Source organism: Burkholderia sp. BC1, from assembly GCF_052683555.1.
In genome coordinates this window covers 12,514-29,873 of sequence record NZ_JBQYLP010000037.1, presented here as the reverse complement: position 1 = coordinate 29,873, position 17,360 = coordinate 12,514, and the positions used below count along the sequence as shown (strand labels likewise).

The window sequence follows — 17,360 nt, the reverse complement described above, 5'->3', positions numbered from 1 at the left end:
CAACTTCAAACCATTGGCTTCAGACTCCGAATCATCAAAACGCTTCCGAGCGACATGTTCGGTCGCATGGTTGAACGCTACCCTCACTCGCTCAACTCACCAAGCACGCTGCACGTTTCGGGTACCGAGGCGCAGCTCAACTACACGCACGGCGCCTTGCGCGGACACGAGCAACGAGAGCTATCCCTCGCGACCATTCACAAGATCTTGAGCGAGGCGGGTGTAAAGCCGTTGGTTCGATCTAGGCGACCGACGCAGCCAAAACGCTATAGCCGGCCGGTGCCTGGAGACCGTGTCCAGATGGACACGATGAAAATCGCTCGAGGTACGTACCAGTACACGGCGATCGACGACTGTTCGCGATTCCGGGTACTGGCGATCTACCCACGCAGAAATGCCCGAAATACGCTGCTTTTTCTTGATCGCGTCATTGAGGAGATGCCGTTCCCGATTCAGCGTATCCAGACCGACCGAGGCGGTGAGTTCTTCGCCGAGTCAGTGCAGCGGCGCTTGATGAGCGAGTGCATCAAATTCCGACCGATTCCGCCCCGTTCGCCACACCTCAACGGCAAGGTCGAGCGTTCACAGCTCACCGACCTCGACGAATTCTGGTCGGATCATCCACCGACCGGGGATGCGATCGACCAACGAATTGAGGAGTGGCAGTTCGACTATAACTGGCGGCGCCCGCACGGCTCACTTGGCGGCAAAACGCCCATCGATCGTATCGCGGAGTTAAGCGAAATTACGCCTCTCGCGGAGGAGGTGGAAAGTGCCTACGACGAAACGAAAGAACGAATTCGCCATCGTGAATGGCGGGTCGACAAGACCCTCGCCGAACATCACCGGCGCGTGGTGGAGCTCGCGTCTCATCCACATCTGTAAGCGCCGTTCGATGCCGGCAATCTGCTTATCCAGCTCCGCCAGCCCGCTCCACTGCTCGCGCAGCGTGTCGATCAGGATCGCCGGCAGACGATCGACCAGTCGCTCCAGTACGCTCGGTATCGCTTTGTCCAGCGCGGCTCGGCCTTTGCCCATCACTTCGCCGTACTCGGTCAGCAGGCCGCGCAGGCCGTTGATCTGCATCGTGCGGAACTTCACCAGTTGCTCGCGCATCCGGTGCAGACTCAGCACCGCCTGTTGCGTTTCCGTCTTCACCGCGACCGACCTTTCTGCGTGCTGCACGGCAAGCCAGATCGCTTTCGCATCGACCGCGTCGTTCTTGTTGCCCATCACGAACGCCTTCACGAATTTTCCCGGCATCAGCTTCACCTCATGGCCCATCGCCGTGAGCTTGCGGGCCCAGTACTGCGAGCCCCCACAGGCTTCCATCCCGATCAGGCAGGGAGCCCGGTTCGCGAAATGCTCGAGGAATACAGCACGCTTCACCGGCTTGTTCACGATCTCGCCCGTCTCTGCGTCGATGTAATGGAGTTGCATCACGTTCTTTGCAATGTCCGCACCCACTGTCATATGCGTCATGTCGGAGCCTCCGGTTTGCCAGGAAACCCTCTATGGTCTTCCATCTGGGCACTCTGATGCCGTCGGCCCGTGAGGCTCCGCCTTCCTGCCGGCTCCCACCGATCACGGGTGGGAGGCGTTCATATCATTTACTATGTTCCCCTTCAGTTCTCGCGATTGAGCGCCACAACGTCGACGAGATGTCACGCGGTCCTGTAAGTCTGCCGTCGCCGCAAAAAGGGCCTATGTTGAGCCACCCGTGCAGTCGGCGCGGTGTTCGTCCGTGGTCGTCCCTTGGTCTTCTGTCACCAGCAGGGAAAGCGCCAACGTCAGGTCATTCAGTCGACTCGCATTGAGTGGATTCCCACCTCAATTTGAAAGCTTCATGAAATGATATCGCTTTCCCTTTCCACAGCGACCTAGTACGCACATTAACGTAGAAATACTAATCAATTTTCTTGGCGGGAAACTTTTGCACGCCCCTGCTGACTCCCCAGGCCCCTAACGCAGCAGAAAATAAAGGTGATTGATATCAACCAGTTATTTCACTTTTCCACATAGCGGAATACGAGGTGTGGTCTTTTTTGAACATTTCAGCCCCCTTCTCATAAGTGCGACCTTTTTTGTATGTCGACAACATCACATGACCCTGTAAGCAGGGCGCTCAAATATATCGTTAATTCACGATATACATTTCGAGCATTGACGATTCTAAATTTTCCGGACCAACACGCGACGCTTTCCCGTTCTTGCACTGTTGATTATCCACACGAAATCTATTTACCCGGCCTCGCAAAAATTGAAAAATTACGATCAATCAAGGCCATGCTGCTCTTATTCATCATGCCGAGATCCATTCCATAGTTAGCACGAGCAACAAAGACCCTCAATGAAATAATTTTAAGAAAACCAAAAAATAACTCCACTTCAACCCCATAAAAAAATTATGCAATTTTCGCGAAATTGTGTATGGTTTATGTATTCGACAGGCAGCGCTAGCCGATAACACTGCGCCCAGGAGACGTAGAAGTTGGCGACCAAGGATCTCAATCTATGCTGTGCCTCCCCTTTATTCCACCTGCTTATCCCGACGAGATACTAGGTTCTTGGCTTGCCCGTGTCCGTTTGCACAATGGCGTGCGTGGATGGAGAACGCAATTAGAGGCCGTTGGACTCGCCACAAGGACGCCCCCCTCTCTGTTCGACATCGCACCTTACTCCAAAGCCATTGAAAATCTTTTAGAATCTCTTTACATTTCCTATGAGGAAACTTTATTGACGCTCACAACGTTACCCTACCGACTTACTTTTGGCGCAGCCAATCTGATTGAAGGGCATCTCCCGGGAGCTCCGTCGCTGCCAAAGCTAATCGTGGACGGCGATACACCTTCTGAAACACTCCGTTGCATAACCAACAGTCACCGCAGCAACTTCAAGCTCAGATTCTGCCCTCTATGCATTGCATATGATTATCGGACATATGGTGAACCTTTTTGGCACCGCGCGCATCAACTCCCCAATATTTTATGGTGTCCACAGCATAGGATTCAACTATATAGCGAATGCCCGAACTGCCACCGATTTGAATCTAATTCAAGGAGATATTTTATTGAATTACCTTGCCTACGGTGCAAATGCGGCCACGATCTTTCAACCAAAATCACCCCACTAAAAATCAACTCCGCGCTTAGCCGACTCACAAAAATTAGCACCGACGCATTAAACAATAAGATATCATTTCATTCGTTGCATCACATAAAATCGGCCACTGAACAGCTGATTCTTCCAATTGGTTATACCGGAACATTACGAACGGCATTTGGAGATGCAAATCGCTCCGTAGGAAATGGATTGCTGCAGTTTCCCCTCACCAATCTACAATTATCATTGAGTTTCAACAAATCGCTCTGCCATGCAACCGCCCGAGAATACTGTGCCTTGCTCGCTGCAACACATATCGATCTAGATACGATCCACACGATAGCATCTCTTCAAAAAAATTCAGACCATTCACCAACAAACTCACTCAATTCCGAAGAAATTACGATAGAAAAGACGCGAATCATTCTCACCGAAAGAATGAAGAAAAATCCACAACTGTGCGCGTCACATTTCCACCAATATTATTGGTTTGCGCGCCTTTACGACAATCAATGGCTTAAGTCCCAAAGACCCCATTGCAGAGCAAATCATCCAATCCCATCTTACCAAGATGACAGAAGAGCCATTGAGAAATTGATCACCAAGGCAAAGGATAAATCGCTATGGCAATATGTCGCATACAGTCGTGCAGGCATGCGCGCACGTCTTCGAGATCGCGACTGGTTTAACATTCGCTACCGACAAGCGCTCAGAGCCATACAAGCAGCCAAGAGAGCAAATGAAAGCACCATCGCGAAGCGCAACATCGGGATTGTGAATAAATCATTCCATAAACTGTCAAATCATACCGAACGACCAATATTCATCACCACGCAAAAATTGGCTGAGCTTGCGCATTTAACTTCAAGTCAGGTAGCTACCACCCTATCTCACTGCGCCGATCTTCACAAGGCGATTAATGAACACAATACAAATCTCCCCCTCCTCCGAATTCAATGGGCGATCGATCAATCGCCACACAATGTAAAGCATATAAAAATTCACTCCATACTGAAAATTGCGAGAATCTGGAACACCTCAAAAAATCGCTCTATTGCGAAGATGTTACTCTCCACACACCAATGATAATCCGCAAGCAGCCCAAAGTCCCCGCCGGCCGGTTATCAGCGCCTATGCGATCACCATGAAACTAAACTATCGTAAATTGTCGCAAAAAGCATGGACTATCGCTCGGCACCTCAACCCACCACTCACTGCAAACCCGTAAATCACCCAATTGACTGAAATCAAAGGCAACCCGTAAATTCAACCGGCGCTTCATCGTGGGTATCTGCCACTGCAAGAGAGTACCGCGCTCCATACATTGTCATAAATATCCATAATGAACACTGCTTTGTCACTCGCGTTGCACGGCTACTCTTAACTGGCATCGCGGACGTCGAAAATTTCCATAATAATTGTCAGCCAAAGAGCGCTCGGCGTGGATCCGGCGATCGTCGATCGGGTCGCCAAAAGTCACCACTGGTTCGACTCGCGCGCGGATCTGCTCCAGCGTTTCGCCGAAGCCGGTCTCGATCCCGAGGCGCCGCTCAATCAGCAGTGGGCCGCGTTCGCCGCTCAGCTGCTCGGCTACCCGCGCCATCTGTCGCAGCATTCGGGTGGCTTCGTGATCAGCCGCGGCAAGCTCACGCGGCTCGTGCCGGTCGAGAATGCCGCGATGGAAGATCGCACGATCATCCAGTGGGACAAGGACGATATCGAGGCGCTCGGCATCCTGAAAATCGACGTGCTCGCGCTCGGCATGCTATCGATGGTGCGCCGCGCGCTCGACATGATCTCGGAGAAGCGCGGCGAAACGTTCGAGCTGCAGGACATACCGGCCGAAGACAAGGCCACCTACGACATGCTCTGCGACGGCGACAGCATGGGCGTATTCCAGGTCGAGTCGCGCGCGCAGATGTCGATGCTGCCGCGCCTGCGGCCGCAGTGCTTCTACGATCTCGTGATCGAGGTTGCGATCGTCCGGCCGGGGCCGGTTCAGGGCGGCATGGTCCATCCGTTCCTGCGGCGCCGGCAGGGGCTCGAGCCCGTCACCTACCCGTCGCCCGACGTCGAGAAGGCGCTGAAGCGCACGCTCGGCGTGCCGATCTTCCAGGAGCAGGTGATGCAGGTCGCGATGCTCGCAGCCGGCTTCTCGGCCGGCGAAGCCGACCAGCTGCGGCGCGCGATGGCGGCCTGGAAGCGCAAGGGCGGCCTGGAGCCGTATCACGAACGGCTGGTCAGCGGCATGCTCGCGCGCGGCTACGATCACGAGTTCGCCGAGGCGATCTTCGCGCAGATCAAGGGCTTCGGTGATTACGGCTTCCCGGAAAGCCACGCGGCCAGCTTCGCGCTGCTCGTCTACTCGAGCGCGTGGTTGCGCCGGCACGAGCCGGGCGTCTTCCTCGCTGCGCTGCTGAACAGCCAACCGATGGGCTTCTACACGCCGTCGCAGCTGCTGCAGGATGCGCGCCGGCGCGGTGTCGAGGTGCTGCCCGTCGACGTGAACGTGAGCACGTGGGATTCCGCGATCGAAGGGCCGACAACATCGGCGCCCGTGCGGCTCGGTTTCTCGCTGCTGCGCGGCATGCGCGAAGACGTGGCTGGCCGCATTGAGCTCGCGCGCGCGGTGCGACCGTTCGTAGACGTCGCGGATCTCGCGCGGCGGGCGCAGCTCGACCGGCACGACCTGCAGGTGCTCGCCCGCGCGAACGCGCTGCGCTCGCTCGCCGGCGGCAATCGTCGCGCCGCGCTGTGGTTGGCGGCCGCGGCGATTCCCGATCGGGATCTGTTGCGCGGCACTGAGCGCGACGACGCCGTGCCGGCGCTGCCGCAGGCGTCGGAAGGCAAGGAGATTGTGACCGACTATCGCGCGATGGGCTTCACGCTCGGCCGGCACCCACTGGCGCTGCTGCGCGATCGTCTGACGCTCGATCGTTTGCAGTCGGCCGAGCAGCTGGCAACGTTACGCAGCGGCCAGCTCGCGCGCGCATGCGGACTGGTCACCGTGCGACAACGGCCGGGCACGGCGAACGGCGTGCTGTTCATGACGCTCGAGGACGAGACGGGCCAGGTGAACGTGATCCTGTGGCCCGGTCTGCTGGAGAAGTTTCGCAAGGAGGCGCTAGGCGCGGCGCTCCTCGCGGTCTACGGTGTATGGCAGGCCGAGGGTAAGGTGCGGCACCTGATCGCGAGCAAGCTCGTCGACCGGAGCGAATTGCTCGGCTCGCTGCCGACGACAGCAAGGGAGTTTTGTTGATCTACGATCCGTAGTCGATTGCGTTTGATTCTTGTGCCCTTTCCGATAAACCGGGAAGGCGCCCCAAGCGACGTCCGCGCAGTACGCCGTGCGACGTCGATCAGCAGCGAAGTCCGTATGACCTAGTTGCTATTTGGCGAGCGCGGATTGCCCAGAGCGTTGCCGGGAGCCAACCCACGAGACTCAACTGAAGCACCAGACAAACGACGCCGGCTCTAGGGCGCCGAATTGTCAAAAAAGTCAACCACGGAAACACGGCAGCGATCGCAAGCCATTTCAGCCCTTGCTGCAGCTTTCGATTTACCACCATCCGTCAGATACCTCACTCTCTCCTGGGTACGCGCGAGTGCCCTTGCATTTTGGATACGCAGAGCATCCCCAAAAAGCGCTTCCGCGTCGAAGCGAACTCCGCCTACGCATGGGGTGCCCGCAGTCCGGGCAAGACGGCGCGCTGCCTTCCGATATTGAAGTCGTACCCGAGCTACGCTGTACTGACCTTACCAGTTTCAGCAAGTCGTTGCCGCTGACCAACTCGATGCTCTTACCGCCAGCAAACGCCTGCGCGTCTCGCGTGAATTTTCCCACACAAACGATTTTCACGCCCGACGCCCGATGATGGAGCATCAGGCCGGCCATTTCGCGCACGACGCTCGCGCCCACGCTATTCGCGCGCCAATGCTTGCATTGCACGAGGACCTTCTCGCCTGGCCGCATCAACACGAGATCAACCCCTCCGTCGGCTCCTCCCTGGCCGACGACATCTACAACATATCCAAGTCTCCTGTAGGCCTCACCGACGAGGCGCTCGAACTCTCTCCAGCTCAACGACCTCAGACTGTTGAGGTTTCGCTGCGAGTCCAGCAGCCGGCCGCGCGAATCCGCCCGCGACGCGGCAATCAGGCCGAACAGACAACTAGTGGCCGCCAGCGCAAGGGCGACCTGCAGGGACCACCGCGACGCGAACAGTAGCGTAAGCGCACCCGATCGAGGACGGTGCGCGGAGACTGCTGCGTGATGCAAGGCAATCCACACCGTGAGGACAGTGAGCCCTAGGACCGGACCGATCCACCACGACACTCCCCAAGGTAACAGCCTAACGTGTCGGACGCGACTGCGGTTCGTCATCCCTAGCGCTCCGCAACAGGACAGCCGTTGGCGGAACGAGTTTCGACCACACAGTATTGCGTGACCAACAGCGTCACCATGCTCGTTCTCTCTCCTAACCAAACTTTGCCACTCACTCGCAACACGCCTGCTTTATGCGGCAGCGTGACCCGCGCCGCGTCGAATGCAATGTTCACCCGCGCATCATGCGTCTCGAGCACACCGAAAACTCGATCGCCGGATACGCCGCCGTGGTTCGGCTGAAAAAACCCTTCGATGTCGTGCATGACCGGCAACCGCTTGCCTACCCGTCGCAACGCAGCGAGCAGCGTGGAGGGCCGTTGATCGAATGTAGTCGTATCCCTGCCCCGTCTCTCAATGAAATTCAACGTCCAGCTCCGAAAATTTCGCCTGCAATAAACCGCTCGAACGCCGCGAATCACGATACGCGCGCGCCGACCGCCGAGATGCCCCTACAGGGTTAGCCGACACCGTGCGCAACGCCGATGTTTTGAGTTCCGGCACAGTCCCACCAGCATTTGTCACGACCCGCTGTACATACCCATTCGAGAAACCGGAATCGAAGTTTCCAGTGTTGTAGGCAGATATCGCTGCGAGCAGAGCGGTTTGCTGGTCTTTGTATTGCCTCAATGCGTTGAGATAGAAGTCCGTCAGAATCTGCCCGCCGGCTCTCAGATTCACGCACGGGTCGAGCACCTGCTCAACCGTGAGGCCGAGGCGCCCCAGGTTTTGACTACTTACCTGCGTCAAACCGATATCGACCAGATGGCCGCTATCAATCAGCGATTTCGCAATATCCGCCGCCTCTTGTGCAGTGCTCGGGTAGAAGCTCCGCACCATAGACTTCCGAAGCGACCACGGCAAGTTACGAGGACCGCTGTCTGCGAGCACATACATATGCCCGCGTGACTCGGTACGCACGATCGCGCTCAATGTCGTCGGGTGTACGCCCGGGGCACATTGCGCCATTAGCGTTGTGAGGTCCTGCGCCGCCGCTGCTTCCAACGTCAGAAGCAGACTACCCACGGTGCACAACAGTCGAATCAGCATCGCTTCCCTCCTTGCATTTATAAAATGACATAAGCGCATGTTCGAGTGTGTGTTGCGGTTTCTGGCCTCACTCGTAAATCGCCAGCACGCTTTCGGAAAAGGCTGCGCCTTCACCGCGCGGGATATAAACAACGCCGAGCGCCCCGCCGTTTTCACGATATTTCCGAAGGGCGGACACAGGATTATCGGCCGTGATCCGAGCGACTACCTTTTGATTGCTCGCGTCGTAAATCTCGTAAAGATAATTCATAGGTTCTCCATGTGACCGGGCAGTTGAGCCATGCGCTCTTGACACGGCATATCGCCGCAGCGCAACCAGCTCTTATCATCGACAATCCAACTCAACCGATCGTGAGCAGTCGCGCCGGCCGAGCGATGCGCCAACCACACGATCCACGCCACAACACCCCAACCTGTTTCGCACAACGGGCGGCCTGCGCGATCTCTGACGACATATCGCTGGCGCGACCGACGGTCGGTGCGCGGCATTCCGTCATGCTCGATGGCCCGGTCGAGCGCTGAGCGAGTTGCGATCGAGCCTTCCTGAAAAGCCTTTTGGAACGCAGGCGGCACGCCACTCCCTTCATCCGCCGCTCGATCCAGCAGTTCATTCAGCTTACGCATACGCATCGCGTCGCGGAGAAGATCGCCGCTTACGCGCCGGGCCGCGTAAGCGAATGAACCAACGCACGTAGCGGCCATTGTCAGCTGCATCCAGTCCATCAGTTCCATATTTCCTTGACTCCTGCGTGACACCGAATCGTCACCTTCACATGCGACATCGCCGCACGCACATCGCATCGATCTTCGCGCGCTATCAACTGACGGCCCCCTCTTTGCCCGTATATTGGATCGCTATTTCCTCGCCAATCTTCACTACCCTATCGAGCTTCGATTTCCGATGCACCGACACCTGAGCGCGGTCATGGAGTTTCTGCAGGACAACGTAGTGACTCGTATCGAGCAGCACGCGCCCTGTGTAACGCCGATCTGGCGCTGCGCGCTCGATGGTCGGCTCAATCTTCTCCCCTTCTTTCTCCTCCAATTCGTGGAAGTAATCGCGAGTCCTCCGCCGAGCTGCCCGCTCGTAAACAGAGATATCCCTATAAAAGCCTGTCTGCGAGAAGTGCTTGTACGGCGACGAATCCTTGACGACGAAATGAACTTCGAACGCTTCGTTTACGTCGAAGTCTCCGATATCTCCGACAGGACGCGCAACGAACTTCAGATCATCTGTCGTCAATGGTCGATCGACGAGTTCGCCGCGGCTATCGAACAACGCAAACTCGAACTCCTGCACCACCTCCCGCTCGACGTGCTCTTGTTTGACGATGATTCGCACCGGAGGAAATTCGCGATAGACATTGAGCGTTACCGCAAGCTCGCTGCCTTTCTCCGGCCGCTCGCAATGAACCATAAACCATTCGCCAACCACGTTTCCGCGCTCGCCGGCATACGTCATTGCGACGCGGCTAGGGCTGGAAATCTTTGCTCGCTTCTTGAACTCGGGCATTTCGTAATACTTCAGCTTCTTGCCTCTAATCGGGGGATGTCCGGTATTGAAGACGAGAATTTCATCACGCGGCAGCCGCCTCACTTCGTCTTGCGTAAGAAGATTCCGCTCCACATGCTCTTCTGAAATGCTCATCTGACCAAGCATCGCGCTTAGACGGTTACCCGAATAAGAGACATTCTGTCGCTTAACCGTAGTAACGCCCGTCCGCTGGGAAATGTCCTCGGCCGACTGCAACGTGTTCGGTGCGTATGCGATCCGCAACTGACAGCCCGCGGATATCGTCTCATTATCCCCGTACACTTCCTTCAGTTGGATTGCGTCTTGTACAAATAGGAAGGCCGTGATTCCGTAACCGGCAAGATACCCTAACCCGTCTTGCAATTGCTCGAGCTTGCGCAAGGACGGCAACTCATCAATGAGGAGAAGCAAGCGATGAAGATAGTCTTTAACACTTCGACCATCCTCGAATTCCATGCTTGAAGTAAGCCGGCGCAACAAGAAGGTAATAAACAGCCGAATCAGCGGGCGCAGTCGCTCCTTGTCAGACGGCGGCACGATTAGGTAGAAGCTCACCGGCTTCGCATGATTCATCAGATCCGTAACGCTGAAATCGGACCTCGCTGTATTCCTGGCCACGATCGGCTCCGTATACAGGCTCAGCTTTGTTTTTGCCGTCGAGAGGACGCTATTGCGTTCCTTCTCTTCCTTGTTGAGCATTGCGCGCGCGGAAATCGCGACCTGAGGATGAGTCTTCGTCGGATTTCCGCCTGAATCCAACCATCCCATACTTCCATCGGGGTCGTGTTCCGCCTGCAACATTCGAAGGAACATCTGTTCCGGATCTTCGAAGCTCGGATCAGCCATGTACGTCGACACGCCCGTCAGCGACTTGTCACGCTCGTAGTATTTGACATGAAGAATGAGTCCGGTGAGAAACTCATAGGACGTGCTCACCCAATGATCGTCCATGCCATCGCCATCCGGATCGGCGATCGCTTGTGCGAGGTTTTGCGCGTCCATGACATCGTATTCACTGAACGCCCGAAGTTCATCCAGCGGATTCCAGCACGCTGCTACGTTGTAGCGGCTTTTACCATCGATACTTTTCTGATCGAGTGCCGTCGGATCGAAACGAATAACGAGCGTGCCGGCCGTGTGCCGGAAGCCGCTCGTTAGCTCGAAGTTTTCACCCTTGATGTCGTTCGTCGCCGTGCTCTCAGGATACGACAGCAGCGTGGTGATGACAGGGCCAACGCCCTTACCGCTTCGGCTTGGTGCTTCGCAAAGCGCATGCGCGGGATCGCTATAACGCATGACTTGTCGGCCGACCGACGTGTCGAACAATCCAACATAGAGGCCTGTGGCTTTGAATCGCTTTAGCCGGCGCCGCCACATAGGGCCCTCCCACCGCTCGTACGAGATGAGCCCCATCTTCTGAACATCGCGCTCCGTCGCCCATCTCGCCGACCCGTGCAGGTCGTCGTGCGATTCGCTTTTCAAGCTCCGCCGGTAATAGAGCACGAACCCCGCGATGGTACTTGCGACGATCCCGCCGCAAATGATGTAAAGCATCCTGGACACGTACGCGCCCAGCATCCCCTTTGCGCCGACCCATTCGGACGCCCACTCGATACACGAAAACGGCTGATAGATTTTGACTCTGCTTCCGACGTGGAAAGCTGCTTCGCCGAGGCCGTCCTGATACTGAACGGCCGCGGCGAAATACTGCGTCGCGCACCACAGCGACAACATTACGCCAAGGCAGAAGAGGAAGATGATCTGGCCACTGAACCGAACCGACTGATTCCGCTGTCCCGCCACTCGCATAGCACACCCGATAATGATTTATAAATTGCAGAATCCTACCGCAAAACGGGGGTGCCAACCACCCGTCCTATCTTTCGCGGCTCATGCTCTTGTCGTTCTCCCCAGTCTCTACCTGGCCTCGACCGTTGCTGTAGACGATTTGAGCAGCCTTTCCTACTGGGGGCACTTTGTCCAGCCTGCCAAGATCGTGCGCTACGGCAGTTTGCCGCCCCACATTCTGTACGGCGTGCGCAGTGGTGTTACCGACTACTGGGCCTACGTAGCGCCCGTTATCGCGCGCAGCGCTCACCACGGCACCATCACCGATCTCAGCTTTCGCGACCTCCTGCGGGGTACGCTCGGGCAACGCTACGGCGCGCGCCAACATGGCCATGCCGATCTGCCGCCTCACTGTGCTAAGCCCCTCCCGCTCATGCAGATCATTGAAATCGGTCGGACCGCCCTCGAGCGATTGAAACGTGGGAAAGGTTGCCTTGGCATTGTGCGCCGCAGCCGCCGCCAGAGCCTTTTCCCGACCGCCATTCACGATCTTCACCGGGACATGCTTGTCAGTCGCCTCGTTGCGAATCTCGCCGACGACACGCTGGACGCCTTCGGGACTGAGTTCGTAGCGCAGCTCGATCGTGCAGTCGGGATTGCCCCGTAGGTGTCTTCGCACGCCATCAACTTCAATTTCATCCTCATCGATTTGCGTAAGCTTCAGCCTCTCGACGGCAAAGTCTGACGTGATGACTTTGCTGACGGTCCGCACGATTCGATCACGCGTCAGGACATCATCGTCTCCGCAAACGATCAGATCACGTCCGACGAGACGCGGCGCCAGCGCATCCATGACCGGCCCGATGTTTCCGCCGTCGAACACCTCAACCACGGGAAGGCGCGTCGCCATATGCAGCGACGCGCATGTCGCGTAACCCTCCCCGAACAGAATCGTCTTGCCGGCATTGATGTCGCCAAGCACGTGAAAGTGCCCGGCCTTCTGACCACCCTTTTCATAGAGCTTGTTGCCCTTTGGGTCCACATATTGCAGGCTCCACACCTTGCCATCAGCATCGCGAATAGGCGTGACTATCTTGTCACCATCGAGCCGCAGCCCGAATGACTCCACCTGCTTCCGATCCAGATAGGCATGTGAGAGTGCCGGCGACAGGGACTGCCATTTTTTTTCGCATACGGCCGCAACACGAGCATATTGGGCGGCTGCTTCCTCCTCCTGCTGCCGGCGGCTGTCCGCTAAGGCCCGTTGCCGCTGCACGCGCGCCTCATGTACTGCGTCGTTATGATTGGTCCCGGCGATCGAATCCGACGTCGGTCGCTCGTGCGAGCTTGATCGATGTGGCGAGTAACGCTGGTTATATTCCAGCGCTTTACGGATGCGCTCGCGCTCCTCCGAGTTCATCGTGATGCCCTGCGGCCGCCATGCGCGGTCCTCACCCGTGTCGAAATTCTTGATGTAGCCGTTCGCCTTGCCATCCACCAACGTCGCCTTATACGCACCTTTGAGAGCCTTGATGCTCTTGCTGGTTGATACCCTGGTGTCCTGCCACGAACCATCCATTTTGAGCGGCTCAACGAGCACGAGGCCCATGTCCTCCAGAGCACGTTCGAGGTCTGCCTCGATGTCAGCATCGGACATCGGGGCCGGTGGCTCGCGCCACGCGTCGAATGCAGCGAGATCCACGCCCCGCGGCACATACCAGAGTTTCAATGTGCGATCGAAGTGCGCACCAAGCTCGCCAGCTCGCTTAATCTCCGCGTATGGCACGAAAATATAGGTCCGCCTGCCGCGCGACGCGCGAGCGCCCCCTGTCTTTTCTGACGTTGGAAGCTCGTGCGTGCCGCTGTCCGTTACCTCCATGCTCGATTCCTGCATTTTCCTCCCTCCCACGGGCGTACGGACAGCGCTGCTTATCGGCTACGGCCTTGCGACCGGCTCTTGCCGGCGTCGATCGAGCCCTTGCCCTGGTCGTATTGAAGGCGAATGCTGCCGCCGCGTTCAATCGCCGCTTTCAGCTCCCGGGCGTTGAACCGCGACTTCTCGTGAACGACGGCCACCTTCTTTCCGATGTCCTGGACAACATGGTGGTCCGTCTCGTGCAAAACCTTGCCCACGTACCGTCCGGCCTGCACGTTCAACGGCTGCGTGACACCAGTCGATTTCAACGCGAACTCATTCGCGTCCTTCAGCGAGCGTTCGGTCGCCGCCGCACGGCCTGCGGCTTCGCTCTGGCGCTCGGGAGCGGAATTATCTTTAACTGCGGCCCGCTCCAATGCAGCCTTCAACGTCTCCTGTTCTTTCTCCGAAGGCTCGTAGCCGACGACCTTCAGCCCCGCGAGGCTAGCGTGATACCAAGCCTCCGCCCGGAATTTATCGGTTCCCGTGACGAGGATTGCCTCCCACTGTTTATGCTTCGCAAGCTCGACGGCCGCCTGAAACGCGTCCATCTGCTTATCCACGAAGCGAATCTTCTCGGCCTCGTCCACAAGCGCGACGCGGCTCTCGCCCTGGCGCCGATACTCGCCGTTCTCGCCGCGCACAAACCTGCCAGCAAGCAAGGTCGCCGGACCTTCCTTTGCCGTGGCCGCAGCCTCCTTACCGCTCGACGGCGCTTGCTCCGCCGACGCGGCCTGATCCGGAGCTTTCACGAAAGCGTCCTCGGCCCCATGATGGGCATCTTTTCGCGGCAACGTGCCCGGGGCAGGCTGGATCGCATTCTCGGTCCCCTGCTCATCGGCCGCGTGTTCCTGCGCCTCACGCCGACGCGCGGCGTCAAGCACTTGAGCCCCTGCAATGCCGACCGGTTGTACGGGATCAAGCGACGCTGATTCGCTGATTGCTTCGCGCACAAACGCGGGCGGGCTTATCGTCTTGGGACCATGTTGCGTCCACAATTCTGCCGCGCGCTTGGAATCACTCTTGGCGAAGGCTGCCAGGTCCTTCAGGATCGATTCAGCGATGTTCCTCGCGGCAGCTCGCTCGCCTGCATCCTGAAGATATGCGTAGTACCAGTTCGCTTTGGCCATACGCTCGCCCAGCGCCGTGCCGGCGTCGACGACGGGCGCCGGCATGATCGCGTTCTCGACAACATCGCGACCTTGGGCCTCGCTCCCGCGTGCGTCCTGCTGCACTGGCTCGACTGCCGCTGCCTGCGCTTCCCGCGACGCACCGGCCATGCGAGATGCTTCACGCGACCGCTCGCTCAGCGCAAAGAACGCCATCACGGCCGCCCGATCGGCGGGACCGCGCTGGGCCAAGTGGTCGTTCAGAGCATCTAGCGACGGGAACTCCTGCACGCCATCCAGCGAGCCAGTTGCAGGAAGAAATGCCAGGCGCGAAATCTCCCCACCTTCACCCGGCGTATAGAAATAGTCACCATCCGCCGTCTTCAATTCCTTGCCCGGCACATATTCGTAGCCATTGAGCGCGTTCGGCACAATTCGCCCCGCCCCTTGCGCCACGGTTTCCCGCTCAGCCACATCGAGATCCGCCACGATCTGTTCCACTCCGGCCACCGCTTGCTCCATATCACCCTCCATCTGGAAATCAGGACATACACGCGTGAGAGACTGTCTCGGCCCGTTGCCAATCCGGCCCGACGCGTTGAGGCCACATCCTCAAAAAGACTAGCGGAGGCAAGGACCTCCGCTTCGACGTCATCGCGAAAGTCCTTGGGACTTCGAACGATCATGATGCGGCTCGTTCACACGTCCGCGCCCGTTCTGATAGACGATCCGCGCGTTGTGCCCGACCTCGGGCGCTTCGCTCAGGTAGCGCACGCGATGAAGCGCGACGTGATCCTTGCCGTTGTGCTGCAGGACGTACCGGTCGTTCGCCGCAAGCACCCGACCGGAATACGCTTTGCCGTCCGACACGTAGGCGTCATGCACTTTCGCGCCGTCGATCCGTTCGTTCGCGATCGTCTCCATCTGCTCACGGTCGGCCCGGTCGGCCACATATTCCTTGCGCATGTCGTTGACTGCGCGCGCGACGAAAGTCTTCAGATTCACGTCGGCGACGTGGACGTTCTCCTTTCGATCGAAGTGCGCCCCGTCGACACGCTGGATGCGATCGGAAAGAGTCGGATTGAAGTCGAAGCTGATCTTGTACTTGTCGCCATCCTGCACAACAGTCACGCCGTCCACGGAACGACCGAGAGACGCATCCAGCTTTTCCTCGAGCGTTTGCATCTGGCTGACCACCGCGCGCCCCTTTTCACCGTAGGTGATGGACACCTTGTCGCCCTTGAATACCTGATCGCCCAACTCCGACAGTCGGTGAAGCGTCACGAAAGCGATCCCATCGCGACGTCCGAAGCCGGTCAGTTGCGCGGCATACCGATCGTTCACGCTTACGATTTCGCCGCGTTGTGGTTCGTCGACCTGATGGAAATCGGAGAGACGCGCCGGCGGGGCTGACTCGATACCGGCGGCCTGCTGTCGCTCAGCGGCCACCGCCCTTGCAAGTCGCTCGATGTCCCCGCGTGACGCGATATCGAGCAGGTACTCCGAACGCATACGAGCCGCTGCTTCGCCGAGCGCGTCGTACTGCGAAACCGGAACCTTCCACGCATCCGCGTTCCGATCGAACTGCGCACCGTCGATCTTGTGCATTTGCGCGACAAGAGCCGGGTTGTAGCCGAAACGTACGTCATAGGTCTCACGGCCATCGAAAACGATCTTTACCCCGTTTTCCTCGCTATCGAGCGGATTCAACCGTTGCCGCTTTACATCCGGGTTCACGCGGGCGCGCGGGCGTCGCGGTGTGCTTGCCGGCGCCTCATTGAGAGTATCGTCGTTCATGGCATTCTCCGGTTTGCTGATTTTATAAAATCATAGTGAGACAAAGAGAACTGGCCGATTAGTTGCCACGTCAACGTCGGCCCGACCAGATTGCACGCCGCTGACCTTACTATCTTGCGATTGATCCGCGGGTGCCGGCGTCGCGGCCACGATCGGCCACCACACCGCGTCCTTCCGAGTAGGCGATCGCAACGCTTTTCCCGACAGGCGGAACCCGATCGAGTTTGGCTAGCTCGTGAATCACGACACTGCCGCGCCCGGCCGACTGCACAAGATGAAAATCGGACCTCGAAACGACCTCCCCAACGGTCTTCCCGTTTCGACTCGGAGCAAGAATACGGGTGTCGTCACCGTACTGTTCCCGCGCGGCCTTGACCGCGACAGCGTAGCTGGCTTCGAGCGCAATTACGCTATCGGGTACAGCCGGCGACGTCATGCCCTGCCTCAGACGGGCCAACTCCGCCTCTTCGGCCCGCCGCTCCTCAACCTGGCGTACCACCTTGACGATCTGGCTCATCCGTTGCTTGGAAATGCCAACCGCGGCCGCGGCCGCAACTTGCTGCATTTCTTCCACAAAGACGAGGCGCGCAGCTTCCCGGCTTGCCGCCGACAGGCCCGTCTCTCGGATCAAATCAGCGAACTCTGCTTCCGTCATACAATTTCCGAATTAGCAAAAAACCG

11 protein-coding genes and 3 pseudogenes are annotated in these 17,360 nt (G+C 57.9%); 3 read left to right on the top strand and 11 right to left on the bottom strand.

All coding sequences use genetic code 11. From position 1 onward, the window contains the following. Positions 1–156: 156 nt before the first annotated feature. Positions 157–885, top strand: a pseudogene (locus tag ACSHSS_RS18770) (integrase core domain-containing protein); the annotation flags it as partial. On the opposite strand, the pseudogene ACSHSS_RS18765 reads toward ACSHSS_RS18770, so the two are convergent. Further along, a pseudogene (locus tag ACSHSS_RS18765) lies at positions 862–1,482 on the bottom strand (IS110 family transposase); the annotation flags it as partial. The pseudogenes ACSHSS_RS18770 and ACSHSS_RS18765 overlap by 24 nt on opposite strands. 1,032 nt (positions 1,483–2,514) lie before the next feature. On the opposite strand from ACSHSS_RS18765, the gene ACSHSS_RS18760 reads away from it, so the two are divergent. Together ACSHSS_RS18760 and ACSHSS_RS18755 are read left to right on the top strand one after the other, a co-directional pair. Then, entirely contained in the window at positions 2,515–4,188 is a 1,674-nt protein-coding gene (locus ACSHSS_RS18760; RefSeq protein WP_445545352.1) for a TniQ family protein, read from the top strand. A 343-nt stretch (positions 4,189–4,531) separates the two neighbouring features. Then, a pseudogene (locus ACSHSS_RS18755) lies at positions 4,532–6,361 on the top strand (helix-hairpin-helix domain-containing protein); the annotation flags it as partial. Positions 6,362–6,661: 300 nt separating this feature from the next. Here ACSHSS_RS18755 and ACSHSS_RS18750 read toward each other — a convergent pair. The 10 genes from ACSHSS_RS18750 to ACSHSS_RS18705 form a co-directional block, all read right to left on the bottom strand. After that, positions 6,662–7,486 (bottom strand): restriction endonuclease, encoded by an 825-nt coding sequence (locus ACSHSS_RS18750; protein ID WP_374992313.1) that lies wholly within the window; start codon positions 7,484–7,486, stop codon positions 6,662–6,664. A gap of 2 nt (positions 7,487–7,488) precedes the next feature. Then, complete coding sequence (locus tag ACSHSS_RS18745) at positions 7,489–7,752, bottom strand: hypothetical protein (RefSeq protein ID WP_157657491.1); 264 nt, start codon at positions 7,750–7,752, stop codon at positions 7,489–7,491. An 88-nt stretch (positions 7,753–7,840) separates the two neighbouring features. Continuing rightward, a complete protein-coding gene (locus ACSHSS_RS18740; RefSeq protein ID WP_060332472.1) occupies positions 7,841–8,536 on the bottom strand; it encodes a lytic transglycosylase domain-containing protein in 696 nt (231 codons plus the stop codon). Between the two features lie 67 nt (positions 8,537–8,603). Further along, a complete protein-coding gene (locus tag ACSHSS_RS18735) occupies positions 8,604–8,786 on the bottom strand; it encodes a hypothetical protein (protein WP_445545351.1) in 183 nt (60 codons plus the stop codon). Then, positions 8,783–9,268, bottom strand: a complete 486-nt coding sequence (locus ACSHSS_RS18730; protein WP_445545350.1) for a hypothetical protein — start codon at positions 9,266–9,268, stop codon at positions 8,783–8,785. The genes ACSHSS_RS18735 and ACSHSS_RS18730 overlap by 4 nt, the downstream gene beginning before the upstream one ends. Positions 9,269–9,353: 85 nt before the next feature. Then, positions 9,354–11,804 carry a type IV secretory system conjugative DNA transfer family protein gene (locus tag ACSHSS_RS18725; protein WP_445545349.1) on the bottom strand — a complete coding sequence of 817 codons (2,451 nt, stop codon included), beginning with the start codon at positions 11,802–11,804 and terminating at the stop codon, positions 9,354–9,356. 142 nt (positions 11,805–11,946) lie between these two features. Continuing rightward, positions 11,947–13,737 carry a KfrB domain-containing protein gene (locus ACSHSS_RS18720; RefSeq protein ID WP_445545348.1) on the bottom strand — a complete coding sequence of 597 codons (1,791 nt, stop codon included), beginning with the start codon at positions 13,735–13,737 and terminating at the stop codon, positions 11,947–11,949. Between the two features lie 50 nt (positions 13,738–13,787). Beyond that, positions 13,788–15,404, bottom strand: a complete 1,617-nt coding sequence (locus ACSHSS_RS18715; protein WP_445545347.1) for an LPD7 domain-containing protein — start codon at positions 15,402–15,404, stop codon at positions 13,788–13,790. 129 nt (positions 15,405–15,533) lie between these two features. After that, entirely contained in the window at positions 15,534–16,679 is a 1,146-nt protein-coding gene (locus ACSHSS_RS18710) for a KfrB domain-containing protein (RefSeq protein ID WP_445545346.1), read from the bottom strand. 109 nt (positions 16,680–16,788) lie between these two features. Then, a complete protein-coding gene (locus tag ACSHSS_RS18705) occupies positions 16,789–17,334 on the bottom strand; it encodes a transcriptional regulator KorA (protein WP_261507953.1) in 546 nt (181 codons plus the stop codon). Between the last annotated feature and the right edge of the window lie 26 nt (positions 17,335–17,360).